Origin of the sequence: Oryzobacter faecalis (assembly GCF_046764005.1) — a bacterium.
GTDB classification, from domain to species: Bacteria; Actinomycetota; Actinomycetes; order Actinomycetales; family Dermatophilaceae; genus Oryzobacter; species Oryzobacter faecalis.
In genome coordinates this window covers 653,400-676,653 of sequence record NZ_JBKOFW010000001.1, presented here as the reverse complement: position 1 = coordinate 676,653, position 23,254 = coordinate 653,400, and the positions used below count along the sequence as shown (strand labels likewise).

General features: G+C 74.0%; 21 protein-coding genes. 7 read left to right on the top strand and 14 right to left on the bottom strand.

Translation table 11 applies throughout. The features are described from left to right. Positions 1 to 160: 160 nt before the first annotated feature. Positions 161 to 2,821, top strand: coding sequence for a hypothetical protein (locus tag ACK8HX_RS03155; RefSeq protein ID WP_411939186.1), 2,661 nt, complete (start codon positions 161 to 163; stop codon positions 2,819 to 2,821). Here ACK8HX_RS03155 and ACK8HX_RS03150 read toward each other — a convergent pair. Further along, a complete protein-coding gene (locus tag ACK8HX_RS03150) occupies positions 2,818 to 3,210 on the bottom strand; it encodes an Rv2175c family DNA-binding protein (RefSeq protein WP_411939185.1) in 393 nt (130 codons plus the stop codon). The two genes, ACK8HX_RS03155 and ACK8HX_RS03150, sit on opposite strands and share 4 nt — an antisense overlap. 213 nt (positions 3,211 to 3,423) lie before the next feature. On the opposite strand from ACK8HX_RS03150, the gene ACK8HX_RS03145 reads away from it, so the two are divergent. From ACK8HX_RS03145 to ACK8HX_RS03135, 3 genes are read left to right on the top strand one after another with little or no spacing between them, the layout of a single operon-like run. Then, positions 3,424 to 4,533, top strand: coding sequence for a LysM peptidoglycan-binding domain-containing protein (locus tag ACK8HX_RS03145; protein WP_411939184.1), 1,110 nt, complete (start codon positions 3,424 to 3,426; stop codon positions 4,531 to 4,533). A gap of 51 nt (positions 4,534 to 4,584) precedes the next feature. Further along, complete coding sequence (pknB, locus tag ACK8HX_RS03140; RefSeq protein ID WP_411939183.1) at positions 4,585 to 6,621, top strand: Stk1 family PASTA domain-containing Ser/Thr kinase; 2,037 nt, start codon at positions 4,585 to 4,587, stop codon at positions 6,619 to 6,621. Positions 6,622 to 6,628: 7 nt separating this feature from the next. Further along, positions 6,629 to 7,558 (top strand): DMT family transporter, encoded by a 930-nt coding sequence (locus tag ACK8HX_RS03135; RefSeq protein WP_411939182.1) that lies wholly within the window; start codon positions 6,629 to 6,631, stop codon positions 7,556 to 7,558. Positions 7,559 to 7,694: 136 nt separating this feature from the next. Here the strand turns inward: ACK8HX_RS03135 and ACK8HX_RS03130 are convergent, their stop codons facing one another. From ACK8HX_RS03130 to ACK8HX_RS03110, 5 genes are all read right to left on the bottom strand, one after another. Next, positions 7,695 to 8,753: a threonine aldolase family protein gene (locus ACK8HX_RS03130; RefSeq protein WP_411939181.1), complete on the bottom strand. Its 1,059-nt coding sequence runs from the start codon at positions 8,751 to 8,753 to the stop codon at positions 7,695 to 7,697. Positions 8,754 to 8,760: 7 nt separating this feature from the next. Then, complete coding sequence (locus ACK8HX_RS03125) at positions 8,761 to 10,113, bottom strand: class II 3-deoxy-7-phosphoheptulonate synthase (RefSeq protein ID WP_411939180.1); 1,353 nt, start codon at positions 10,111 to 10,113, stop codon at positions 8,761 to 8,763. 87 nt (positions 10,114 to 10,200) lie between these two features. Then, positions 10,201 to 10,938 (bottom strand): response regulator, encoded by a 738-nt coding sequence (locus tag ACK8HX_RS03120; RefSeq protein WP_411939179.1) that lies wholly within the window; start codon positions 10,936 to 10,938, stop codon positions 10,201 to 10,203. Then, on the bottom strand, positions 10,935 to 12,119 hold the full coding sequence (gene macS / locus ACK8HX_RS03115; RefSeq protein ID WP_411939178.1) for a MacS family sensor histidine kinase: 1,185 nt from the start codon (positions 12,117 to 12,119) through the stop codon (positions 10,935 to 10,937). The genes ACK8HX_RS03120 and macS overlap by 4 nt, the downstream gene beginning before the upstream one ends. Positions 12,120 to 12,130: 11 nt before the next feature. Beyond that, positions 12,131 to 12,928, bottom strand: a complete 798-nt coding sequence (locus ACK8HX_RS03110; protein ID WP_411939344.1) for a lysophospholipid acyltransferase family protein — start codon at positions 12,926 to 12,928, stop codon at positions 12,131 to 12,133. Between the two features lie 115 nt (positions 12,929 to 13,043). Between ACK8HX_RS03110 and ACK8HX_RS03105 the strand changes: the two genes are divergently transcribed. After that, positions 13,044 to 13,637 (top strand): hypothetical protein, encoded by a 594-nt coding sequence (locus ACK8HX_RS03105; RefSeq protein ID WP_411939177.1) that lies wholly within the window; start codon positions 13,044 to 13,046, stop codon positions 13,635 to 13,637. Between the two features lie 15 nt (positions 13,638 to 13,652). Here ACK8HX_RS03105 and ACK8HX_RS03100 read toward each other — a convergent pair whose 3' ends face one another. The 6 genes from ACK8HX_RS03100 to ACK8HX_RS03075 are packed head-to-tail and all read right to left on the bottom strand — an operon-like array spanning position 13,653 to position 17,892. Next, positions 13,653 to 14,078 carry a nuclear transport factor 2 family protein gene (locus tag ACK8HX_RS03100; protein WP_411939176.1) on the bottom strand — a complete coding sequence of 142 codons (426 nt, stop codon included), beginning with the start codon at positions 14,076 to 14,078 and terminating at the stop codon, positions 13,653 to 13,655. A 54-nt stretch (positions 14,079 to 14,132) separates the two neighbouring features. Next, complete coding sequence (locus ACK8HX_RS03095; RefSeq protein ID WP_411939175.1) at positions 14,133 to 14,816, bottom strand: endonuclease/exonuclease/phosphatase family protein; 684 nt, start codon at positions 14,814 to 14,816, stop codon at positions 14,133 to 14,135. 14 nt (positions 14,817 to 14,830) lie between these two features. Further along, complete coding sequence (locus tag ACK8HX_RS03090) at positions 14,831 to 15,811, bottom strand: ROK family glucokinase (RefSeq protein WP_411939174.1); 981 nt, start codon at positions 15,809 to 15,811, stop codon at positions 14,831 to 14,833. Then, positions 15,811 to 16,236, bottom strand: a complete 426-nt coding sequence (locus ACK8HX_RS03085) for a hypothetical protein (RefSeq protein WP_411939173.1) — start codon at positions 16,234 to 16,236, stop codon at positions 15,811 to 15,813. Before ACK8HX_RS03085 ends, ACK8HX_RS03090 begins: the two co-directional genes overlap by 1 nt. Beyond that, positions 16,226 to 17,440, bottom strand: coding sequence for an ArsA family ATPase (locus ACK8HX_RS03080; protein ID WP_411939172.1), 1,215 nt, complete (start codon positions 17,438 to 17,440; stop codon positions 16,226 to 16,228). Before ACK8HX_RS03080 ends, ACK8HX_RS03085 begins: the two co-directional genes overlap by 11 nt. Before the next feature lie 8 nt (positions 17,441 to 17,448). After that, a complete protein-coding gene (locus ACK8HX_RS03075) occupies positions 17,449 to 17,892 on the bottom strand; it encodes an SRPBCC family protein (protein ID WP_411939171.1) in 444 nt (147 codons plus the stop codon). An 81-nt stretch (positions 17,893 to 17,973) separates the two neighbouring features. Between ACK8HX_RS03075 and ACK8HX_RS03070 the strand changes: the two genes are divergently transcribed. Together ACK8HX_RS03070 and ACK8HX_RS03065 are read left to right on the top strand one after the other, a co-directional pair. Further along, positions 17,974 to 19,764: an AMP-dependent synthetase/ligase gene (locus tag ACK8HX_RS03070; protein WP_411939170.1), complete on the top strand. Its 1,791-nt coding sequence runs from the start codon at positions 17,974 to 17,976 to the stop codon at positions 19,762 to 19,764. An 88-nt stretch (positions 19,765 to 19,852) separates the two neighbouring features. Then, positions 19,853 to 21,160, top strand: coding sequence for a hypothetical protein (locus ACK8HX_RS03065; protein WP_411939169.1), 1,308 nt, complete (start codon positions 19,853 to 19,855; stop codon positions 21,158 to 21,160). Positions 21,161 to 21,494: 334 nt separating this feature from the next. On the opposite strand, the gene ACK8HX_RS03060 is transcribed toward ACK8HX_RS03065, so the two are convergent. Both ACK8HX_RS03060 and ACK8HX_RS03055 read right to left on the bottom strand, forming a co-directional pair. Beyond that, complete coding sequence (locus tag ACK8HX_RS03060; RefSeq protein ID WP_411939168.1) at positions 21,495 to 22,799, bottom strand: hypothetical protein; 1,305 nt, start codon at positions 22,797 to 22,799, stop codon at positions 21,495 to 21,497. A 79-nt stretch (positions 22,800 to 22,878) separates the two neighbouring features. Beyond that, entirely contained in the window at positions 22,879 to 23,154 is a 276-nt protein-coding gene (locus tag ACK8HX_RS03055) for a hypothetical protein (RefSeq protein WP_411939167.1), read from the bottom strand. Between the last annotated feature and the right edge of the window lie 100 nt (positions 23,155 to 23,254).

The window sequence follows — 23,254 nt, the reverse complement described above, 5'->3', positions numbered from 1 at the left end:
GGATCCGATCTCTCCGACGTCCGGCCGCGCCGGTGTCTCGACCGCGGCGCCTCAGGCGAGCGCAGAGCCACTCGTGTCGTACGGCGGCGGCGACCTCCAACCGCTTGTCCCGAGCCGACTGCTCGACACCCGTTCGGGACTCGGGGCGCCGACGGGCCCTGTGGGTCACGGTGGAACGATCTCGCTCGACGTCGTCGGTCGGGGCGGCGTCCCCGCCGCCGGTGTGGGTGCCGTCGTCCTCAACGTCACCGCTGTGAGCGCGACGTCCACGACGTACGTGACGGTGTGGCCACACGGTGCCGTACGGCCGGTCGCGTCGTCCCTCAACCTCGTGCGCGGCGAGACCTCACCAAACCTCGTGTTCGCGAAGGTGGGCCGAGGCGGCGCCGTGGATCTGTACAACAGTTCCGGAACGGTCCACCTCCTGGCCGATGTGGTGGGGTGGTTCCCGGAGTCATCGAGCTTCCAGCCGCTGGTGCCGGCACGCATCCTCGACACCCGCAAGGGTATCGGCGCGCCCACGGCCCAGGTGGGAGCAGGGAAGACCGTGCCCGTGCAGGCGACCGGCCGTGGAGGCGTTCCGGCGACCGGCGTCGCGGCCGTCGTCGTCAACCTGACGGGTGTGTCACCGACGGCGACGACCTATGTGACGGCCTTCCCCTCCGGTCAACCCGTTCCACTGGCGTCGAACCTCAACCTGGTCAAGGGGGAGGTCCGCCCGAACCTCGCGATCGTCAAGCTCGGCACGGACGGGAGGTTCTCCCTCTTCAACAGAGCAGGAGCAGTGCACCTCCTCGCTGACGTCGTGGGGTGGTTCCCGACGACATCGGCCTACCAGCCGCTGACGCCGGCTCGGGTGCTGGACACCAGGTCCGGCCTGGGATCGCCGAAGGCACCGATGGGCCCCCGCTCGACGCTCGCACTGACGGTCGCGGGCCGCGGGGGCGTGCCCGCGACGGGGGTGGGCGCAGTCGTCCTCAACCTGACGGGGATCACCCCCACGACCGCGACGTGGGTCACGGCCTGGCCGAACGGACAGCCCCGACCGACCGCATCGATGCTCAACCTGCGGCCGGGACAGATCGCGCCCAACCTCGTGGTCGTGAAGGTGGGCACCGGTGGTGCCATCTCGCTCTACAACAGCGCCGGCGACGTGCATCTCGCCGCAGATGTCGTCGGATGGTTCCCGACCGGCACCGACGCTCAGACGTCCTTCGCGCTCACTCCCGGCACGACGATGCACGGACCCGGCGACCTGGTCTCCCTGACAGAGGACGGGTCATCGGGCGGAACCGTCGTCTTCGCGGCATCCTCCGACGCTCCGGCCGTCGGCGGCCATTTCGTGCGAAGCGGCGGACCAGTGTCCGGGCCCGGCGCGTCTGGCCGGGTGACCGCACGCTCGGTCTTTCCCGACGGGTCGGTCTCGGCGACGTTCGAGGAGGCGCCGCTTCAGGACCTCTTCACCGACCTGGAGATCCACACGTCCCAAGCCGCTCGCGACGTGAGCGGCACCCTTGGAGCCGGAACCGACGGCCGCGTGCTGGATGCAGCCGTGGAACCTCTGTGCTCCGCCGGCGGCGAGGGCGTCGCCGCCCCTTCCGTGTCCTTCGAGGGGATGAGGGGAAGCGCCGACTTCTCCCTCCGGCAGGCCAGTGCCCGCCTCGACCTCCGAGGGGAGGTCAGGCTCGCCTGGACCCTGGCCGTCAGCGGCGGGTTCACCTGCACCGTCACCTTGGCTGACGGGCTTCTGGGATGGCTCGGACCGGTCGAGTTCGGCTGGGCGGTCGAGCTGTCGGCGTCGGTCACGAACGAGGTCTCGATGACGACGACCGTCTCGATACCCGTCCGGGTCGGCTTCGAGTACGACGACGGGGACCTCACGGACCTCAACCAGGCCGACCTGACCGGGCAGGCGACCGACGAGGGGTCCTCCACCGCAACCATCTCTGCGGGCCTCACCGGGTCCCTGTCGGCGAAGCTGTTCGGCGTCGTGGGCGTCAAGGGCGGACTGGGACCGCAGGTGGACCTCACGTACGCACCGAACAGCGGGCTCACCTGCGTCCTCCTCGAGGCATCGATGCGGATCTCTCTCTCCGCGGTCGCGGAGAAGTGGGGGTACGGCTGGTCCTTCGCGACGGCGGAGCTCGTGGTGGGGCCGCGCGAGCTCTATCGCTCCGACGGGTGTGGCGGCCAGCGCTGGAGCGGGTCGATCGATGTCGACGCCCGCTGGGCCGAGACGCGCATCGGCGGCGGCGAGACGGCTGAGGCGACCCAGAACATCACCTACACGCTCAGACACCTCGTCGAACGCGTGGGCGAGCAGGGGCGGGGGCGCTACGCGACGACCGTCACGGGCACCGGGCACGAGGACCGTGCGTACACGTCGGGAGCGTGCCCGTCGCGCTACGACGCCGACGTCACCTTCTCCGGCGCCGAGCGCAGCTCCGGCATCGTCATGTTCGGCGATCCCACATCCGGCTGGTACGCCTACGTCGACGGGATGGACCCCCGACCACGGGAGGGCGAGTCCGGCACCGCCGCAGGAGGCGTGACGTCGACCTGGTGCGACGGCAGCACCTTCGAACCATGGGCGACCCACCCTGGCGGTTTCAGTCTGATCGGATGGCCGCAGGCCGGTCTGGGCTGGCCGGACGACGACATCCTGGTCGACACGTTCACTGACACCGACCCCGATCCGGCCCACCTCGTGGGGACCTCGACCTTCAGCCAGGCCACCAGTGATGGAACCTTCGACAGAACACGGTCGATCACGTTCACCTACGACCTGCGGCTGGTGTCGGTGACAGGCGGCCGGTCCTAGAAGGCCTCCTCCATCGCGCGCTTGCGGACCTCGGTCTTGAAGCCGGCACGGATGGCGTCGAGGGGGGTGCCGGGCACGGGGAGGGTCTCGTCGGGCGTGTGCAGCCAGCGGATGACCTCCTCGTCGCTCATCCCCCCGTCGGCGAGGACGGTGAAGGTGCCCTTGAGCGCGTGGAGCGGTCCGTCGTCGCCGAGGAATCCCTCGGGCACCGCGACGACCCGGCGCTCACCGACCCGGTGGGAGAGCAGCTCGCGGTCCTCGACGAGGCGGCGCACGTCGGCGAGCCGCAGGCCGAGGCGCTCGGCGACGTCCGGGACGGTGAGCCAGACCGGGACGAGGGTCTCGAGGTCGCTCGCGGGGTCGGTGGGGTCCGGGGGTGCGTCGGTCACGGTGACAGCGTGCCACAGCGCCGCCGGTGCCCTTCCCGGGTCGTCGCGGTCGCCCACGCGCCGGTCCGGAGGGCGTTCACGGGCGGGTCCGCGGGCGTCCGACCTGCGCGGACCCCGGCGGAGAACGGGCGTCGGAGGCGCCCCTCGGGTACCCTGTGCCCCAAAGGTCACTCCTGCACCACTTGTCACCTCCGCCACAGGCAAGGACGCGTCATGGTCTTCATCGCCACCCCGGCCACCCCACCGCCGCTCGCCGTGCTGCCCGCCGCCGCGGTCGCGACGTCGAAACCCGCCCCCCACGGCTGGACCACCTACGTCGTCCGGGCGGGCGACACCCTCGAGGGCATCGCCGCCCGCCACCGCACGACGGTCGGCCTCCTCGTGACGAAGAACCACGTCCGCGACCGGCACCTCATCATGGCCGGGACCCGCCTGCAGGTGCCCCGCACCGCAGCGGCCGCGAAGACCGCGCGGCCCTCCACGGTCGTCCACACCGTCCGCTCCGGCGACACCCTCATCGGCATCGCCGCGCGCTACAAGGTGCCCCTGGCGTCGGTCCTCAAGGCCAACCACCTCCGGGCCAGCACCCTCATCCACCCCGGCCAGAAGGTCACGGTGCGCGGCGCGGCGGCCGCCGCGGCCTCGGCCCGCGCCGGCGCCTCGTCCTCGGGCAAGTCGGGCACCTACACGGTGCGCGACGGCGACACCCTGAGCGCCATCGCGGTTCGCCACCGCACGACGGTCGGGGCGATCGCCAGGGCCAGCGGCATCTCGGCCCGCTCCCTCATCCACCCGGGCCAGCGGCTGCGGCTCCCGGCGAGCGCCTCGAGGTCCGCGACCTCGGTGCCCGACACGTTCAACGGCGTGAGGTACCCCCGCGAGATCGCCGAGGCCGCGGCGCGCAACCGGGCCATCCTCGCCAAGCGGAAGGTCCCCAGCCGCAGCGAGACCAAGGCGATGATCGTGCGCACCGCCCGCAGCCACGGCGTCGACCCGCGGCTGGCCCTCGCCATCGCCTACCAGGAGTCGGGCTGGAACCAGCGCGCGGTGTCGGTGGCCAACGCCGTCGGCGTCATGCAGGTGATCCCGTCCGGCGGCCAGTGGGCCTCCGACCTCGTCGGACGCCGCCTGAACCTGCTCAACACCCAGGACAACATCACCGCCGGCGTGGTGATGCTGCGCGCCCTCGGGCGCGCCACAGGGAAGACGGAGCACCAGGTCGCGGCCTACTACCAGGGCCTCGGCGCACTCCAGCGGAACGGGATGTACAGCGACACCAGGCTGTACGTGAAGAACGTCCTGCGGCTGCGCAGCAGCATGTGACGGCGGCGAGCGGTGACGTCGCCGGTGTCCGGGAGCACCTACACTCGTGCGGTGTCATCCACCGCCGACTCGTTGATCGGGCGCACCCTCGACGGACGCTACCGCGTCCTCCGTCGGGTCGCCGACGGCGGGATGGCGACCGTCTACCTGGCGCTCGACGAGCGGCTCGACCGCGAGGTCGCCCTCAAGGTCATGCGGCACAGCCTCGTCCACGACGAGAGCTTCGTCTCCCGGTTCCGCCGCGAGGCCCGCTCGGCCGCGTCGCTGTCGCACCCCAACGTCGTGGCGGTGTTCGACCAGGGCACCGATGGCGACCACATCTTCCTCGCGATGGAGTTCGTCCCCGGCAAGACCCTGCGTGACGTCCTCAAGGACGAGGGTCCGCTGAGCCCACGGGCCGCCCTCGACGTCCTCGAACCGGTCCTCCTCGCGCTCGCCGAGGCGCACGGCAAGGGCCTGATCCACCGCGACGTCAAGCCCGAGAACGTCATCATCAGCGACACCGGTGCGGTCAAGGTCGCCGACTTCGGCCTCGCCCGCGCCGTGACGAGCCAGACCGTGACGACGAGCACCGGGATGCTGCTCGGCACGGTGGCCTACCTCTCCCCCGAGCAGGTCGAGCGCGGGGTGGCCGACGCCCGGTCCGACGTCTACGCCGCGGGGCTGGTCCTGTTCGAGATGCTCACCGGTGGCAAGGCGTTCACCGGCGAGACCCCGATCCACGTCGCCTACCAGCACGTCCACGGGGGCGTGCCCGCGCCCTCGAGCCGGGTCGAGGGCATCCCCGCCGCCCTCGACGAGCTCGTCGACGAGGCCACCTCCCGCGACCCCGACGACCGGCCCGCGGACGCGGCCGAGCTGCTCGGCCTGCTCCGGCGGGTCCGGTCCGGCCTGTCACCCGCCGCCCTCGACGCCCGCCCCGCCGGGGTGGCCGCCGAGGCCGCGGCCTCGATGCCGACCGCCACCGCGCCGCTGACCCACCACGGGGCTGCGTCGGCCGGCGCCGCGGGTGCCGGTGTCGCCGCAGCTGCCGGTGCCTCTGGTGCTACCGGTGGCGCGTCGGGTGGTCGCGACGGCGGTGCCGGCCGCGGTTCGGCCCTGGCGACCCGCGAGGGTCCGTCCGACGAGCCCCGCGGCACCGGTGACGAGCGCACCACGGCCCTGACCCTCGGCCCCCCGCTCGAGGGCGTCGTCGTCGACGAGGACCGCCGCTCCCGTCGCTGGTGGCCCGCCATCGCCGCGTCGGCGCTCGTCGCGGCGCTCACCGCGTGGTTCTTCCTCCTCGGGCCCGGTGCCGTCGTCCGGGTCCCCTCGGTCGAGGCGCGCCCGCAGGCGCAAGCCGTCCAGGCCCTCGAGGCCGCCTCCCTCGACGCCCGGGTCGTCGAGGGCTTCAGCGAGAGCGTGCCCAAGGGCCAGGTCATCTCCGCGGACCCCGCGCCCGGGGCCGAGGTCCGCAAGGGCACCGACGTGCGGCTCGTCGTCTCCAAGGGGCCCGAGCGCTACCTCGTGCCGAAGGTCGTCGGGATGTCGCAGGCCGAGGCCGAGCGCCAGATCACCGGGGCCAACCTCTCCGTCGGCAAGGTGACCCAGGCCTTCTCCGACAAGGTCCCCGAGGGCCAGGTCGTCGCGGCCAAGCCCGGGCCGGGCGCCAGCCTCAAGCGCGGCACCGCGGTCGCCCTGACGATCAGCAAGGGCCGCCAGCCCGTCTCCGTCCCCGACTTCACCGGCAAGGCGGCCAAGCCCGCCACCGAGAAGCTCACGGACCTCGGGCTCGAGGTGGACGCCACGAAGCAGGCGAACAGCGACACCGTGCCCAAGGGCTCGGTCATCAGCCAGGACCCGCGCGGCGGCACCCTGTACCGCGGCGACACGGTGACCCTCGTCGTGTCCAAGGGACCGGTCCTGGTCACCGTCCCCAACGTCGTCGGCCAGCAGGTCCAGCAGGCCCGCGCGACCCTCGAGGCCGCAGGGTTCAAGGTCGACGTGCGCCGCGCCCTCGGCGGGTACTTCGGCACCGTCCGCCTCCAGGACCCCGCCGCCGGCACCAAGGCCCCCAAGGGCAGCGTCGTCACCCTGACGATCGTCTGACCCCTCGATGACGACCGCCACCGGCGGGCTGCGCCACGTGCGGCTCGCGACGCTCCTCCTCGTCGCTGTCACGGCGGTGTGGGGCTCGACCTTCTTCCTCATCCGCGACCTGGTCGAGCACGTCCCCCCCTCGGACTTCCTCGCGGTGCGGTTCGGGATCGCGGCGGGCGTGATGTTCCTCGTGTTCCGCCGCCAGACCCTCGCCCTGTCCCGGCACGAGCTGCGCGTCGGGGCGGTGCTCGGCGTCCTCTACGGGCTGGCCCAGGTGCTCCAGACGATGGGCCTGCAGCACACCGACGCGTCGGTGTCGGGCTTCATCACGGGCACCTACGTCGTCCTGACCCCCGTGCTCGGCGCCGTCGTCCTCCGCGACCGGATCGGGCCCGTCACGTGGTTCGCGGTGGCCCTGGCCACCGTCGGGCTGGCGGTGCTCTCCCTGCGCGGGCTCGCGGTGGGCACCGGCGAGGGGCTGACGCTGGCGTCGGCGGTGCTCTACGCCGCCCACATCGTGGCCCTGGGGCGGTGGTCGACCCCGTCGGCCGCCGTCGGGCTGGCCACGGTGCAGGCGGGCGTCATCGCCCTCGTGTGCGGTGTGGCGGCGGTCCCGGGCGGCCTGACCCTGCCCGAGGGGACCGGCCAGTGGGCCTCGCTGCTCTACATGGCGCTCGTCGCGGGTGCGCTGGCCCTCTGGGCGCAGACCTGGGCGCAGGCGCACCTCACGGCGACCCGCGCCGCCATCGTCATGGCGCTCGAGCCGGTGTTCGCGGCGTTCTTCGCGGTCCTGTTCGGCGGTGAGTCGCTGACCCGCCGGATGCTCGTCGGCGGGGCGCTCGTCGTGGCGGCGATGTACCTCGTCGAGCTGCGCTCGACCCCGCGGGACCCCGACGCGACGGCGGCCGAGGACCCGCCGGCGCCCGCCCTCCACCACGACGTCTGAGCTCTCCCCGGACGGCACCCGTGCACACTTCGCCCAATAGGGCGATGTTGTCCCACCCCGGGCGTGCGCGGATCGCCCTATTGGTCGATCTTGTCCCACCCCGGGCCGGCGCCGGCGGACGCGGGAACGTTGGGACTCAGGGGGTGGGTGGGGTGCTGCGGAGGACCGTCGTCGCCGCCGTGACGGCCGCGTCGGTGCCGGCGTCGTCGACGTCGAGGTGCCAGACGAGGCGCACCGTGCGCGGACTCGTCGCGTACGCCCGCACCCCGTGCTCGAGGAGGGTGGCCACGAACGCGGCCGCGCTCCAGCCGGCGGCCGCGACGTCGAGGACGACGATGTTCGTCTCGACGGCCGAGGGCTCGATGACGCCCGGAGCAGCCTCGGCGCAGGCCGCGGCGAAGCGGGCGGCCCGCGCGTGGTCGTCGGCCAGGCGCTCGACGTGGTGGTCGAGGGCGTGCAGCCCGGCCGCAGCGAGGATGCCGACCTGCCGCATCCCGCCGCCGTAGCGCTTGCGCCACACCCGGGCCGCCGCCATCAGCTCGGCCGACCCGACGAGGACCGACCCGACGGGCGCGCCGAGGCCCTTCGACAGGCACACCGACACGGTGTCGAACTCACGCCCGTAGTCGGCCAGCGCCACCCCCGAGGCGACGTGCGCGTTCCAGAGCCGGGCCCCGTCGAGGTGCAGCGCCACCCCCACCGCGGAGGTCGCGGCACGGACCTCCTTGATGGCGCCCAGCGGCTGGACCGTGCCGCCGCCGAAGTTGTGCGTGTTCTCGACGACGACGAGGGCGGTCTCGACCTGGTACGGGCCCACCCCGGTGGTGACGAGCGACATCGGACCGGACACGTCGAGCAGACCCCGGTCCGAGGGCCAGGTGCGCGAGGTGATCCCGGAGAACACGGCGGCCGCCCCGAGCTCGGCGCGCACGACGTGCGCGGCCTGGTCGGCGACGACCTCCTGGCCGGGCGCGACGTGCAGCCGCATCCCCAGCTGGTTGGCGAGCGAGCCGGTGGGGGTGAACAGCCCGGCCTCGTGACCGAGCAGCCCGGCGACGCGCTCCTCGAGGGCCCGGACCGTGGGGTCCTCGCCGAACACGTCGTCCCCGACCTTGGCACTCGCCATCGCGTGGCGCATCGCCCTGGTGGGGCGGGTGAGGGTGTCGGACAGCAGGTCGGCGACGATCGCGGTCACGAGGTCGTCAGTCCTGGTTGAGCATCTCGGCGACGAGGAACGCCAGCTCGAGGCTCTGCTGGTGGTTCAGGCGCGGGTCGCAGACCGACTCGTAGCGCTTGGCGAGGTCGGCGTCGAGGATGCGCTCGGCTCCCCCGAGGCACTCGGTGACGTCGTTGCCCGTGAGCTCGACGTGGATGCCACCCGGCACCGTGCCGAGGCCGCGGTGCACCTCGAAGAACCCCTCGACCTCCTCGACGACGTCGTCGAAGTCGCGCGTCTTGTAGCCCGAGGCCGACTCGAAGGTGTTGCCGTGCATCGGGTCGCAGACCCACGTGACCGAGGCGCCGGAGGCGGTGACCTTCTCGACGATGTTGGGCAGCGCCTCGCGGATCCGGCCGGCGCCCATCCGCGTGATGAAGGTCAGCCGGCCCGGCTCGCGGCGCGGGTCGATGACGTCGATCATCCGCAGCAGGTCGTCGGTGTCGGCGTTGGCGGACACCTTGACCCCCACCGGGTTGCGGACCCTCGAGACGAAGTCGATGTGGGCGCCGTCGAGGTCGCGGGTGCGCTCGCCGACCCAGATGAAGTGGCCCGAGGTGTCGTAGAGCTCGCCGGTGCGGGAGTCGACGCGGGTCAGCGGGCGCTCGTAGTCGAGGAGCAGAGCCTCGTGCGCGGAGAAGAACTCGGTGGTCCGCATCGCCTCGAAGTTCGCGCCGCAGGCGTCCATGAACTTCATCGCCTTGTCGATGTCCTTGGCGAGGCGCTCGTAGCGGGCGTTCGCGGCGTTGGCGACGAAGCCCTTGTTCCAGTCGTGGACGTGGCGCAGGTCGGCGAAGCCGCCCATCGTGAAGGCGCGCACGAGGTTCAAGGTGGCGCTGCTCGCGTGGTAGGCCCGCACGAGGCGCTGCGGGTCGGGGGTGCGCGCCTCGGGGGTGAACTCGAAGTCGTTGACCATGTCGCCCCGGTAGGCGGGCAGGGTGACACCCTCGCGGGTCTCGTCGTTGCTCGAGCGGGGCTTGGCGTACTGCCCCGCCATCCGGCCGACCTTGACGACGGGGACCGACGCGCCGTAGGTGAGGACGGCCGCCATCTGCAGGATCGTCTTGATCCGGTCGCGGATGTTGTCGGCCGTCGCCGAGACGAAGGTCTCGGCGCAGTCGCCGCCCTGGAGGACGAACGCGTCGCCGCGGGCGACCGCCGCCATCCGCTCGCGCAGGACGTCGCACTCGCCGGCGAAGACGAGCGGGGGGTAGCTGGCGAGCGTGCTCACGGCCTCGTCGAGGGCGGCGCGGTCGGGCCAGACCGGCTGCTGGGCGGCAGGGCGGTCAGCACCGGCGGCGAGCCGCTGGCGGGGGTCGGGGGCGGTGGTCGTGCTCACGAGCACCAAGGATAGGTCCCGCCCCTCACCCGCCTGCGCGTGCCCGCATGGCGGTACCCGGGGCGGTCCCCACGACGGGACCCGCGCTCAGGGCCGGCCGGTGGCCTCCGGCTCGTCCTCGAGGCCGCGGGCGAGCGCGAACCGGACGAGCTCGACCCGGTTGTGCAGGTGCAGCTTCCCCAGGGTGTTCTGCACGTGGTTCTGCACGGTGCGGTGCGATAGGAACAGCTCGGCGGCGATCTCCTTGTACGACATCCCGGTGGCGACGAGCCGCAGCACCTGGGTCTCGCGCTCGGTGAGCTCGGGGATGGGGCGGCGGTCGGCCCTGGTGGGCTCCGGCTCGGGGTCGGGCTCGCTCGCCATCCGCCGGAACTCGCCGAGCACGAGGCCGGCCAGCCCGGGTGTGAAGACGGCCTCGCCGCGCGCGGTCGCCCGCACGGCGTCGACGATCTCCTCGGCCGAGGCCGACTTCACGAGGTAGCCCGTGGCCCCCGCCTTGATCGCGGCGAGGACGTCGTGCTGCTCCCCGCTCGCCGAGAGGATGAGGACGCGGGTCGGCAGGTCGCCGAGGGCCCGGCAGACCTCGTCGCCGCGCATGCCGGGGAGGTTGAGGTCGAGGACGAGCACGTCGGGGGTGGTCGCCCGGGCCCGGCGCACGGTGGACGGGCCGTCGGCGGCGGTCGCCACGACCCGGATGCCGCTCCCGGTGAGGTCGCGCTCGAGCGCGCTCAGCCAGAGCGGGTGGTCGTCGGCGACGAGGACGGTCGGCCCGGCGGGCGCCCCGTCGGCACCGCCGGGGTCCTCGGTGGGGGCCTGGTCGCTCATCGGCGCTCCTTCGTGCTGCGGGGGACGGTCATCCGGACGACGCAGCCGCCCCCGGGGCGCGTCGTCCAGGACACGCTCCCACCGAGGTCCTCGATCCGTCCGCGGATCGAGCGACTCACACCCATCCGGCCGACCTCGGCCGCGCCGAGCAGGTCGGCGAGATCGGCCCCGGCCCCGTTGTCGCGGACGGTCACCTCGATCCCGCCGGGGTCGCCCTCGAGGAGGACCCACGCACGCGCGCCCGGGCCGGCGTGCCGCGCGACGTTGTCGAGCGAGGCCCCGACGGCGGCGTCGACCTCGGCGGCGACGAGCGCGTCGACGACGACCGGGTCGGCGGGGACGGACACCGAGACGTCGGGGCGCTCGCGGGCCGTGAGCAGCAGCCGCAGGTCGCTCTCGGCGCCGGGGACGCCCCGGAGGTCCGCGGGGTCGCCGGGGACGTCCGGGGCGCCCGTGCCGGAGACGAACCGGCGCAGGGATCGCTCCTGCTCGGCGGCGAGCGCGGACAGCTCGGCCGTCTCTCCCCCGATCTCCACACCGCGCCGGTTGATGTACGCGAGCGACTGGAGGACGCCGTCGTGCACGACGCGCGCGATCCGCTCGCGCTCGTGGAGCCGCTCGCGTTCGAGGAGGACCTGCTCCTCACGCTCGAGGCCGCGGCGCGCGAGGTCGACGGCGAGGCCGATGAGCCCGCCGAGGAGGAAGAGCAGCACGATGTTGTGGATGGTCGTCTGCGTGGGCCGGCCGACCTCGATGAGGTCGGCGACCGCGATGACGGTGGCGGTGACGAGCCCGCCCCTCGCCCCGAACGCGACGGCTCCGCCGGCGACCGAGCCCGCGGCCCAGATCGTCGGGATCGTGAACTGCCCCTGGGCGATCGCCTGTGGGGTCTCGGCCAGGAGGGTCGCGAAGATGCCGAGCACGGCGATCGCGACCTCGGCGACGACGACCCGGCTGGTCCGGCGCCGGTACACCAGCAGCCCGAGCGACCACGCGCCCATGACTCCGAGGACGAGTGCCGCGACCCACGGGCGGACCATCGACTCGTGCCGCTGCCACGCCAGCCAGGCCGCGTACAGCGTGGCGACCGGGCGGAAGACGTCGAGCCCGCGGTGGAAGGACTCGACGACGACCGGCTCGCGCCGGCCCGTCCGCGGCGAGCGCGGTCCCAGGACCCCCATGACCCGGCCGCTCAGCTGGCCCGGCGCTCCGGACCGGGCTCGTCGATGTCGCCGAGGGCCTCCTCGAGCTCGGAGGCGGCCCGGCCGGGCTTGGCGGCCTCGGCGGCCTCCTTCGCCTTGTTCTTCTTGTCGCGGGCGATGCGCTCCTTCATCGCCGTCGCGTACATGTCGACGTACTCCTGGCCGGAGAGCTCCATGAGGGCGTACATGATCTCGTCGGTGACCGAGCGCAGGACGAAGCGGTCGCCCTCCATCCCCTCGTAGCGGGAGAAGTCGAGCGGCTCACCGATCTTGACGCCGACGCGGATCAGCTTGGGGATCCTCTTGCCGGTGGGCTGGGCCTTGTCGGTGTCGATCATCGCGACGGGGATGACGGGCACCCCGGCCTCGAGCGCCATCCGGGCCACGCCGGTCTTGCCCTTGTAGAGGCGCCCGTCCGGGCTGCGGGTGCCCTCGGGGTAGAGGCCGAGGAGCTCGCCCCTGCCGAGGACCTTCAGGCCCGAGCGGAGGGCGGCGTCGCTGGCCCGGCCACCGGAGCGGTCGACGGGGAGCTGGCCGACGCCCTTGAAGAAGGCGGCCGTGAGGCGGCCCTTGAGCCCGACGCCGGTGAAGTAGTCGGACTTCGCGAGGAACGTCATCCGCCGCGGCACGACGAGCGGCAGGAAGATCGAGTCGGAGAACGAGAGGTGGTTGCTCGCGAAGATCGCGGCGCCGGTCTCGGGGATGTGCTCGGCGCCCTGGACCCACGGCCGGAACAGCAGCTTCAGGACCGGTCCCAGGATGACCGTCTTGAGCACCCAGTAGAACACCCGGCCCACCCTTCCTCGTCGACGCCCGAAGCCTAGTGCACCCCGTCACACTGCCGAGCGGGCACGCGGGCGTGCGAAGATCGTCCCCCAGCAGGTTTCTCCCTCGGAGGTGCCCGTGGCCGAGCGGCCCGGTGAGATGGACGAGCGCGACGTCGACGAGCGTTTCGCGTCCATCGTCGCGCGCTGGGAGGGGTCGGTGCCCGACGCCGCCGCCGGCCCCGACGCCCCGGTCGCCCCCACCGACGGTGGGGCAGCGACCGGTGGGGCCCCCGCGGTCGGTGGCGACGCAGCCCCCGACACCGCCGAGACCGCTGCCGAGCCCCCCGCGCCGCGCCCGGCCCGCCCGCCGTGGGTCAACCCCTCCCCGCTCGAGGTCGTCGTCCCCGCGTCCGCGTGGCGCTCCGAGCCGCCCGCCGACGACGAGACCCGCGCCGCGGCCGCGGCCGCCGAGGCCGACCTCGACGACGAGCACTACGAGCCCCCGCCGGTCGTCCTCCCGCCACAGGAGGACCTCCACTTCTGGGGCGCCGTGGTCGGGCTCGTCGCCGGGCCGCTCATGCTGCTCTACGTCGTGTTCGCCCGCCCGTTCCACAGCACCCGCTGGTTCATCGCGTCGGTGCTCGTCTCGCTCGTCGGGTTCGGGCTGCTCGTCCTGCGCCAGCCCCGCAGCCGCGACGAGCTCGACGGCGACGACGGCGCCCGCGTCTGAGGCAGCGACCCGGCGTCAGGGCTGCGCGTCCGGGCGTGCCCCGCGGTCGGGCGCTTCGTCCCCGTGGCGGTGCACCACCTTCCACTCCCCGTCCTCGCGCCGGTACACCTGGGTGACGCGGAGCACGTACGCCCGAGGACGGCCGTCGACCGTGGTCGACGTCAGCTCGCGATGGACGGTGTAGGCGAGGTCGCCGACCACCTCCGCCGCGACCAGGTCGACCTCGCACCGTGGGTCCCCGGAGAACGACCGTGCGAGGCGTTCGAAGACCTCCCGGGCCCCGTCGGGGTCCGTGGCCTCGATCCAGGCACCGAACAAGGTCACCGGTGGCTGTGCCGACCAGGTCTGGAACCGCGGCGCCGGGTCGCCCTGGTGCAGCGCGACCTCCGCCGCGCGCCACGTCGTGTCGAACCAGTCGAGGAAGGCCTCACGCTCGCCCATGGACCCATTGAACTGCGAAGGGACGGACGCGCGGAAGGGACTGTGGACGACGGGTCAGCCGGGCGGGACCTCGAGGTCGACCCACGTGGGGCGGTGGTCACTCGCCCGGGCCCACGCCTCCTCCGGGACCGACACGGGGCGGTGGGGCAGGACGCGCAGCCCGGGCGAGGCGAAGACGACGTCCAGCCGCCGGCGGGGCGCCCGCGCGGGAAAGGTCGGCACGGCCGGGGAGACGAGCCGCAGCCGGTCGGGGACGTCGATGAGCCGCCACGCCGCGCCCGTGGCCTCCTCGTTGAGGTCGCCGGCGAGGACGAGCGGGCCCCTGCGGGCGATGGCGGCGAGGATCCGCTCGGTGTGCGCCACCCGCTCCCCCGGCCTGAGGCCGAGGTGCACCGAGACGGCCGTCAGCTCGCCCCCGCCCTCCACGCCGACCCGGACGACCGCGTAGCCGCGGGTGCGGTCCGGCCAGTGCACCGGCAGCCGGGTGTGCCCGGCCTCCAGCACCCGCACCCGCGAGGACGTGAAGACGGTCGTGCCGCCGCTCCCCCGGTGCCGCCCGCTCCACGCCATCCCGCACGCCCGGGCGAAGCGCGCGGTGCGCCACCCCCCGAACAGCCGGCGCGGCACCTCCTGGAGGCACAGGACGTCGGGGTCGACGGCCCGGACGATCCGCGCGGCGAGCCGGTGGTCGTCGAGGAAGTCGCGCGTGTTGTACGACGCGACGCGGACGACGCCCATGGTGCGCGCCGCCCTCAGGAGGCCAGGGCGGCGGTGCGGGCCAGGTCGGCGGCACCGACGAGGCCGGCCTCGTTGCCGAGCTCGGCGGCGACGATGCGCGCCTCGGGGCGGTAGCCGCGCCCGGTGAGCTGGCGGCGGAACGCCTCCCGGGCCGGCGCGAGGAGGAGCTCGCCGGCGGCGCTGACCCCGCCCCCGACGACGAACGTCCCGGGGTCGAGCGCCGCGGCGAGGTTCGCCATCCCCACGCCGAGCCAGCGGCCGATCTCGCCGAGCAGCTCGACGGCGAGGGCATCGCCCTCGCGGGCGGCCTCGGTGACGAGCGGCCCGGTGAGGTCCTCCGGGCGCCCCCCGACGCGGTCGAACAGGTCGGAGACGACCGGGCTGCCGGCCGACATCAGCGACCGGGCCTCGCGCACGAGCGCGTTGCCCGAGGCGTACTGCTCCCAGCACCCCCGGTTGCCGCACTCGCAACGGATGCCGTCCGGCACGACCTGCATGTGGCCGAACTCGCCGGCGATGCCGAACCGGCCCCGGATGACGTGGCCGTCGATGACGATGCCGCCACCGATCCCCGTGCCGAGGTTGACCATGACGAGGTGGCTCTCGCCGCGCCCGGCCCCGAACCGGTGCTCGGCCCAGATCCCGGCGTTGGCGTCGTTGTCGACGAAGATCGGCAGGTCCACCCGCTGCCCGAGCGCGTCGCGCAGCGGCTCGTTGCGCCAGGAGAGGTGGGGGGCGAAGACGACGGTCGAGCGGTCGGCCGCCACGAAGCCCGCCGCCCCGATGCCGACCGCCACGACGTCCTCGGCGCCGGGCGCGCCGAGCAGCTCGTCGACGACGGAGACGATCGTGTCCTCGACGACCCGTGGGCTCGTCGACCGGTGCGGGGTGTCGCGGCGCGCGGTCCGCAGCACCGAGCCGTCGGCGTCGACGACCCCGCCGGCGACCTTCGTCCCGCCGATGTCGAGGCCGATCGCCAGGGGGGCGTCGACCATCAGTCCTCCTGCGGCGCGGCGTCGTCGACGGGGATGGGCCGGGTGCGCGGCCGGGCCGGCTCGGCGGGGGCCTCGGCCGGATCCGGTGTCGAGGTCCGACCCCGTGCGGCGGCGAGGTCGGCGAGGACGGCGGCGGCCACGCCGGCCAGGTCGGCGAGGCGCGCGAGCGTCTCCGGGCTCAGCGAGCGGACGACCGCCGAGGTGCGGCACAGCGGGCACCACTGGCAGAACGGGTCCTCACAGCCGGGACGCGCGTCTGCCTCCTCGGCGCCCGGCCGGCTCCCGTCGTCGTCCTCGTGGACCTTCGGGCCGCCGCCGTCGGGCGGGTCCGCGGCGTCCGCGGCGGTGCGCCGGAGGCTCTCGAGGAGGCGCGCGGCCTCGTCGGCGACCGACCCGACCTGCTCGTCCCAGCGCTCAGCGCCCACTGGCCCACTGCTCCTCGTCCCGCTCGAACCGCACGCGCAGCTCGCCGCTGCCCACGACGGCATTCTGGACGACGCAGCGCCGCAGCACCGACGGGAGGGTGACGACGCGGCGCTGGTCACCCACCTCGATGACGAGGTCGTCCTCGCGCCGGGCGAGGTGCACCTGCCCCGCCGTGACGAGCGGCAGCGGGAGGGTGAGGACGAAGTCCTCGCCCTCGGCCTCGACCCGCGTGCGCGGCGTGGAGACGTCGTCGAGGAGGTCGGGCGCGTCGTCCTCCGGTGTCGTCGCGGCGGCGAGCTCGGCGAGGGCATCGGGGCCGATCGGCTCCCCCGCGAGGTAGGGCGCCGTCATCAGGGGGATGCCGAGGAAGGACTCGCGGACCTGCTCGAGCCCGCCGGCCTGGGCGCTCGCCCACGCGGTGCGCCACGGGTCGTCGCCGACCGGCGGCGGCAGCAGCCGGTTGACGACGACGGCGTCGACCGCGTAGCCGTGCAGCGACAAGGAGGTGAGGACGCGCCGGCTCTCGGCGATGACGACCCGTTCGGGCGTCGTGACGAGCCGCACGCTCGCGCGCGGCGAGGTGAGGAGCGAACGGACCCCGGTCATGAGGTCGCGCCAGGCCCGCAGGACGCCGATGACCTCCGGCCCGGGGGTCGGGAACCCGGCCGCGGCACTCGCGGCGGGCCGCAGCACGGTCAGGAGGCGGCGCTGGGCCGGCAGCAGGCGGTCGAGGTGCCAGCCGAGGACCTCGGGGAGCGCGAGGAGCCGGAGAGTCTCGGCCGTGGGGGCGCAGTCGACGACGACGAGGTCCCAGCCGCCCTCGTCGGCCTGGTGGGCGAGGGCCGCGAGGGCCGCGACCTCCTCCGCGCCCGGGAGCGAGGTCAGCTCGTCGGCGACGACGGGGTCCACGCCCATCGCGTCGAGGACGCCGAGCAGGTAGCTCCGCACGACCTCCCAGTCGGCCTCGACCGCGGTGTGGACGCCGACGGCGAGGGCGTACAGGCCGGGCTCGACCTCATGGGTGTCGCGCCACGTCGAGGCCGTGCGCAGGTCGACGTCGAGCGCGTCGCCGAGGCTGTGGGCCGCGTCGGTGGAGACGACGAGGGTGCGCAGCCCGCGGCGGGCGGCGCCCACGGCCGTGGCGGCCGCGGTCGTCGTCTTGCCGACCCCGCCCTTGCCGGTGACGAGGACGACCCGGGGCATGGCGGTGCTCAGGCCTCGACGCGCTTCTTGAGCTCGGTGAGGGCCGTGTTGATGATGTGCTTCTCGGCCTTGCGCTTGAGCATGCCGATCATCGGCATCGTCAGGTCGACCTCGAGGTCGTAGGTGACCTTCGTCCCGGCCTTGGTCTTCGCGAGGGCGTAGCTGCCGGTGAGTCCCTTGAGCAAGGTCGCGCGCACGAGGCTCCAGCGCACCGTGCCCGTGCCGTCCTCGGCGACGTCCCAGTCGTACTCGAGGACGTACTGGTCCTTGATCGCCCCGGCGTTGAGGTCGAACTCGACCTGGTCGGCCCAGCCGTCGCCGTCCTCGCTGAGGACCGTGCACGCCTGCACCTGCTCCGCCCACTCCGGGTACCGCTCGAAGTCGGCGATGACGTCGAGGACGGCGCCGGGCTCGGCGGCGATCTCGACGGAGGACTGGGTGCGGTCGGCCATGGCACGGAGGGTACCCGTACCCGCGGGTCCTAGAGTTGGGGTGTCACCGCTGCCCTGCGTCGCGAGAGAGGGTCCAACCCCGTGCCCGAGAACTCCACCCCCCTGGTGCTGCCCGAGACGACGACGGGCGGTCTCGCCGACCTCCCCGACCGCTGGGCCGAGGCCGAGCCCGACCGGGTGACCTTCTCGGTCCGCTCGGGCAGCGGCTGGGCCGACGTCACCGCGCGGACCTTCGCGACGGACGTCGCCTCGCTCGCGAAGGGTTTCGTGGCGGCCGGGGTCCGGGATGGCGAGGTCGTGGCCATCATGAGCCGCACCCGCTACGAGTGGACCGTCGCCGACTTCGCCCTCTGGGCCGTCGGGGCCGTCCCCGTGCCGATCTACGAGACCTCCTCGGCCGAGCAGGTCGAGTGGATCCTCGCCGACTCTGGTGCCGTGGGCGTCGTCGTCGAGACCGCCGCGCACGCCGCGACCGTCGACTCGGTGCGCGCGCGGGTCCCCGGGCTGCGCGAGGTGTGGGGCATCGACGCCGGCGACCTCGACACGCTGCGCCTGGACGGTCGGGACGTCGACGACGCCGAGCTGACCGCGCGCCGCGAGGGACTCGACCGCGACACGCTCGCCACGATCATCTACACCTCGGGCACCACCGGCCGGCCCAAGGGCGCCGAGCTGACCCACGGCAACTTCCTCACCCTCGCCGAGAACGCCGCCGAGCGGCTGCCCGAGGTCGTCAAGGCCGCGGACGCCTCCACGCTGCTGTTCCTGCCGCTCGCGCACGTGTTCGCCCGCTTCGTCCAGGTGCTCGCCGTGACCGGCGGGGTGCGGATGGGGCACTCGTCGGACATCAAGACCCTCCTCGACGACTTCGCCACGTTCCGGCCCACCTTCATCCTCGCGGTGCCTCGCGTCTTCGAGAAGGTCTACAACTCCGCCGAGGCCAAGGCCGAGGCCGGCGGCAAGGGCAAGATCTTCGCCGGCGCCGCCGCCACCGCGATCGCGTGGTCCGAGGCCCTGGACGGCGGCACGGTCCCGCTCGGTCTCAAGGTCCGCCACGCGGTGTTCGACAAGCTCGTCTATGCCAAGCTCCGCGACGCCATGGGCGGCAGGGTGCAGTACGCCGTGTCCGGCGGCGCCCCGCTGGGAACCCGTCTCGGGCACTTCTTCCGCGGCATCGGGGTGACCATCCTCGAGGGCTACGGGCTCACCGAGACGACCGCTCCCGCGACGGTGAACCTGCCCTCCGCGCTGCGGATCGGCACGGTGGGCATCCCGCTGCCCGGGGTGTCGGTCAAGGTCGCCGACGACGGCGAGGTCCTCATCAAGGGCGTCAACGTCTTCCGCGGCTACCACGGCAACGAGGCCGCGAGCGCCGAGGCGATCCGCGACGGGTGGTTCCACACCGGGGACCTCGGCGACATCGACGCCGACGGGTTCCTCAAGATCACGGGCCGCAAGAAGGAGATCCTCGTCACCGCGGGCGGGAAGAACGTCGCGCCTGCCGTCCTCGAGGACCGGCTGCGCGCCCATCCCCTCGTGTCGCAGTGCATCGTCGTCGGCGACGCCAAGCCGTTCATCGCCGCGCTCATCACCCTCGACGAGGAGATGTACCCGGCGTGGGCGGCCAACCACGGGCTCGAGGGCGTCACCTTCGCGGCGGCGCGCAGTGACGAGCGCGTCCTCGCCGAGATCCAGAAGGCCGTCGACGACGCGAACACCGCTGTCTCCAAGGCCGAGTCGATCCGCAAGTTCGCCATCCTCGACACCGACTTCACCGAGGAGACCGGCCACCTGACGCCGTCCCTCAAGCTCAAGCGGAACGTCGTCATGCGCGACTTCAGCGACGAGGTCGACTCCCTCTACGGTGGCTGACCGGCCCCGTCCTGTCGCGGGTTCGCCTGCGCGACAGGAGGTCTCGTCGTCGCCAGTTGGGGTGCCGAACGCGGTCGGGCGACGTGGCGTGGTCGCCGCAGTGGTGCTCGGCATCGCGTGGCTGGCCTGGTTCGGTGTCCTGCAGTGGTCGGTCGTCCGGTTCCGCGTGCCGATCCTCGTGACCCTGACCGTCGGCACGGCCCTGCTGGCCTGGTGGGTGGCCCGGCGGGTCGAGGTGCCCCTCCCCCGGTGGCTCGCGCCCGCCGTCGTCACGGGTTCGGCGGTGCTCACCGTGACGGTGCCCCTGTTCTCGTACCTGCGCGGCGGGTGGCTGACGGCGGCCCTCGTCGTCCTCACCGTGGGCGCCGTCTCGTGTGCCGGACTGCTGGCGCTTCCCGGTCGGCGTCGTGCCGCAGCGGCCTTCGGCGCCGCGGTCGTCACGCATGTCGTCCTGGCGGTCGTGACGATCCTCGGGGACCGCGCCCCGCGGATCGACGTGTGGGTCATCCTCCAGCAGGGTGCCGATGCGCTGGCCCGCGGCGAGAGCTTCTACACGCAGGTGTGGACCGGCTCCCCGGGCGTCAAGGACATCTTCAGCTACCTGCCGTGGATGGGGGTACTCACCGCGCCCGGCCGGTGGGTCGCCGGTGACGTCCGGTGGGCGATCCTGGCGTGGTCGCTCGTCCTCTTCGCCGGGATCTGGGCCCTGACGCGGGGGAACACCGAGCGTGCCGCCGCCGTCGTGGCCGTGCTCGTCCTCGCGCCGGGGACCCTGACCCAGGTCGACCAGGCGTGGACCGAGCCGGTGCTGGTGGCACTCCTCGTGTGGTGGGCCGTGCTCGTCCGGCGCGGCCACGCCTGGTGGGCGGTGGTGCCCCTGGCCCTGGCGTGCGCCAGCAAGCAGCACCTCGTCCTGCTCGCGCCCGTGCTGCTCGTCTGGCGCCCGTTCGGGTGGCGGCGCACCCTGGCGGCAGGTGCGCTCGCGGGCGCCCTCATGGTGCCGTGGGTGGTCGCCGACGCGGCGGCGTTCGTCGAGGACACCGTCGTGACGCTGGTGGGCTTCCACCCGATCCGCTTCGCGAACACCTGGTACCTCTACGCCCTGAACGTCCACGGGGTCGAGCTTCCTTTCGCGGTGACGGGCGCCGCGATGGTCGGCGTCGTCGCCGTCGCCGCCTGGTTCGTGTGGCGACGGACGCCCGACGTCGGCGAGCTGCTGCGCTGGCTCGCCCTCGTCCTCGCGGTGGCTAACCTCGTCAACAAGCAGGCGTTCTACAACCAGTTCTGGCTCGTCGCGGCCCTGGTCGCGGCCTCCGTGGCCGCCGACGCCGCACGGCAGGGCGCGACGGCGCCCGGGGTGGACGCCCCGCGCCGCCCGGCGGACTCCCGACGCTGACGCGGGCACGGGGGCGGCGGCTCGTGGTCCTGGTTCCGCCCGGTCGGTCCGCCGGCTCCCTCACCCGGTGCCCTGCCGGTGACGACGCTTCGCTTCCCCACGCGAGGCAAAGACGCCTGCACCCCCACCGACGACGCACATGGCGCCGGCTCCCTCACCTGGTGCCCTGCCGCTGACGACGCTTCGCTTCCCCACGCGAGGCAAAGACGCCTGCACCCCCACCCGAAGCAGTGTCGCCTCCTCCCCCACAGGACGCAGCTGCCGTTGCGTCCTCAGGGGAAGCGAAGCGTAGCCCGCGACATCAAGTGCGTCGGGGCCACGCCTCGGCCGGGTGTCAGCCGGTGGCGAGGGCGTCGAGGTGGGCGCGCCACCGGCGCACGAGCGCGGCCCGGCTGGTCCCGAGGACGCTGCCGAGCGCCCGGTCGGTCGCCGCCTCGGTGTCGGCGTCGGTCCCGGTGGCAGACCCCTCGACGACGAGGCGCCGTACGGCCGCCTCGCCGTGCTCGGCGACGAGCACCTCGACCGCCTGCCACGCCGCGAGGTAGGGCACCTCGATGGACCCGGCCGCGGGGGCGAGGGCGTCGAGGCGCGGCAGGTCGCTCGGCCCGCGGCCGGCCCTGACCTCGGCGAGGAGCGGGGCGAGCAGCCGCTCGACCGGGACGTCGGCGCGCCGGTAGCCCACGTGGTCGGCATACCCCTCGGACAGCCACGCGGCCGTCCTCCCCGGCACCGTCGCCCGGACGGCGACGTGGACGAGCTCGTGGGTGAGGACCACCTCGCGCCCCGCAGGGGTCAACCGGTCGAACGCGGCGGGGTCGAGGACGACCCGGTCGCCGGTGGCCCGGCCGCGCTCGTCGGTGGGCCCCTCGGTCGTGGCCGCGACCTCGGGCGCCGCGCCGTCGCGCCCGAGGAGGACGCCGGCCTCGGCAGGCGTGCCGGGCGCGAGGACGAGGACGCGCGACGGGGTGCCCGACCAGTCGCGGTCCAGCTCCGGGACGGCCCGGTCGACGACGGCGGCGTACGCGGCCAGCCGCTGCGCGTCGACCGTCCCCGCCACGACGGCGTGCTCACCGCGTCGCACCGCCATCGCCGGGAGGGCGAGCCACGGCATCGTCGCGCCGGCGCCGGTGGGCGTCTCCGCGGCGACCTGCCAGCGGTCCCCGGTGCGCGTCATCCGCAGCGAGGACGACGCCGTGCGGTCGCCGCGGTCGAGGTCGTCGACGCGGTACCGGAAGGAGGCCGTCGCGAGGAGGACGGGCTCGCCGGGCAGGGCCGACGGGTCGCGGTCGAGCTGGACGTCGGAGACCACGAGGTGCGCCACGCGCAGGGCACGGGCTGCCTCGAGCGCGCCCAGCTGCCGGTCGTGGCCGGCGCCGGATGCCGCTGCGAGCGTCGCGGCGAAGGCTCCCTCGTCGCCGGAGAGGACGGCGGCGGCACGCGCCTCGAGGACCTCCCGCACGGCGGCGAGGTCCTCGGCGGTCGGGCCGGTGGGCGTGCTCGGCGTCGGGGCGGAGGTCGCGGCCGACCCGCCCCCGCCGTGGCCGGTGCACCCGGTGAGGGCCGCGGCGCCGGCGACCCCCACCGCACCGAGGAGGACGACCCGGCGTTCGGGGCGTCGCGGCTGCTCGGGTGGGGGCACCGGCCCATCGTAGGAACGCCCGAGCCCCGAGCCGGCGGCGAGCCCTGCGCCGCCTGCGCCGGGCGACCCCCGTGACGGCTCAGCCGACGGCGCGTCCTCCGGCTCCGCCACCGCGGGACGCCTCAGCGGTCGGGGCGAGGGAGACCCGCACCCGCGAGGCCTCCTCGGCGTCGACGAGACCCGCGCGGACCAGCCGCGTGACGGCCGAGCGCTCGTCGTGGTCCAGAGCGCTGCGGTCCACCCGCTCGGGGGCGGTGAGGCCGAGGAGGACGGGCACCATGCAGTCGCCGCAGTGCAGCTCGCGCACCGGACAGGTGCGGCACTCTACGGACAGCGTGCTGACGTGGCCGGGCATCGGGGTCACCCCTTCCTTGTGAGGTCTGCGGCCACCGGGTTCCCGGTGGTCTGCGACCACGCTAGGACCCGCCACCGACAGCCCACCTGCAGCGACGCCC

Bases quoted from the DNA above. Each gene is read 5' to 3' on its own strand.
- ACK8HX_RS03135 (WP_411939182.1), top strand. From the start codon at position 6,629: ATGACGACCGCCACCGGCGGGCTGCGCCACGTGCGGCTCGCGACGCTC.
- ACK8HX_RS03100 (WP_411939176.1), bottom strand. From the start codon at position 14,078: ATGGGCGAGCGTGAGGCCTTCCTCGACTGGTTCGACACGACGTGGCGC.
- ACK8HX_RS03075 (WP_411939171.1), bottom strand. From the start codon at position 17,892: ATGGCCGACCGCACCCAGTCCTCCGTCGAGATCGCCGCCGAGCCCGGC.
- ACK8HX_RS03090 (WP_411939174.1), bottom strand. From the start codon at position 15,811: ATGGTCGACGCCCCCCTGGCGATCGGCCTCGACATCGGCGGGACGAAG.
- ACK8HX_RS03080 (WP_411939172.1), bottom strand. From the start codon at position 17,440: ATGCCCCGGGTCGTCCTCGTCACCGGCAAGGGCGGGGTCGGCAAGACG.
- ACK8HX_RS03055 (WP_411939167.1), bottom strand. From the start codon at position 23,154: ATGCCCGGCCACGTCAGCACGCTGTCCGTAGAGTGCCGCACCTGTCCG.
- ACK8HX_RS03145 (WP_411939184.1), top strand. From the start codon at position 3,424: ATGGTCTTCATCGCCACCCCGGCCACCCCACCGCCGCTCGCCGTGCTG.
- ACK8HX_RS03120 (WP_411939179.1), bottom strand. From the start codon at position 10,938: ATGAGCGACCAGGCCCCCACCGAGGACCCCGGCGGTGCCGACGGGGCG.
- ACK8HX_RS03095 (WP_411939175.1), bottom strand. From the start codon at position 14,816: ATGGGCGTCGTCCGCGTCGCGTCGTACAACACGCGCGACTTCCTCGAC.
- macS (WP_411939178.1), bottom strand. From the start codon at position 12,119: ATGGGGGTCCTGGGACCGCGCTCGCCGCGGACGGGCCGGCGCGAGCCG.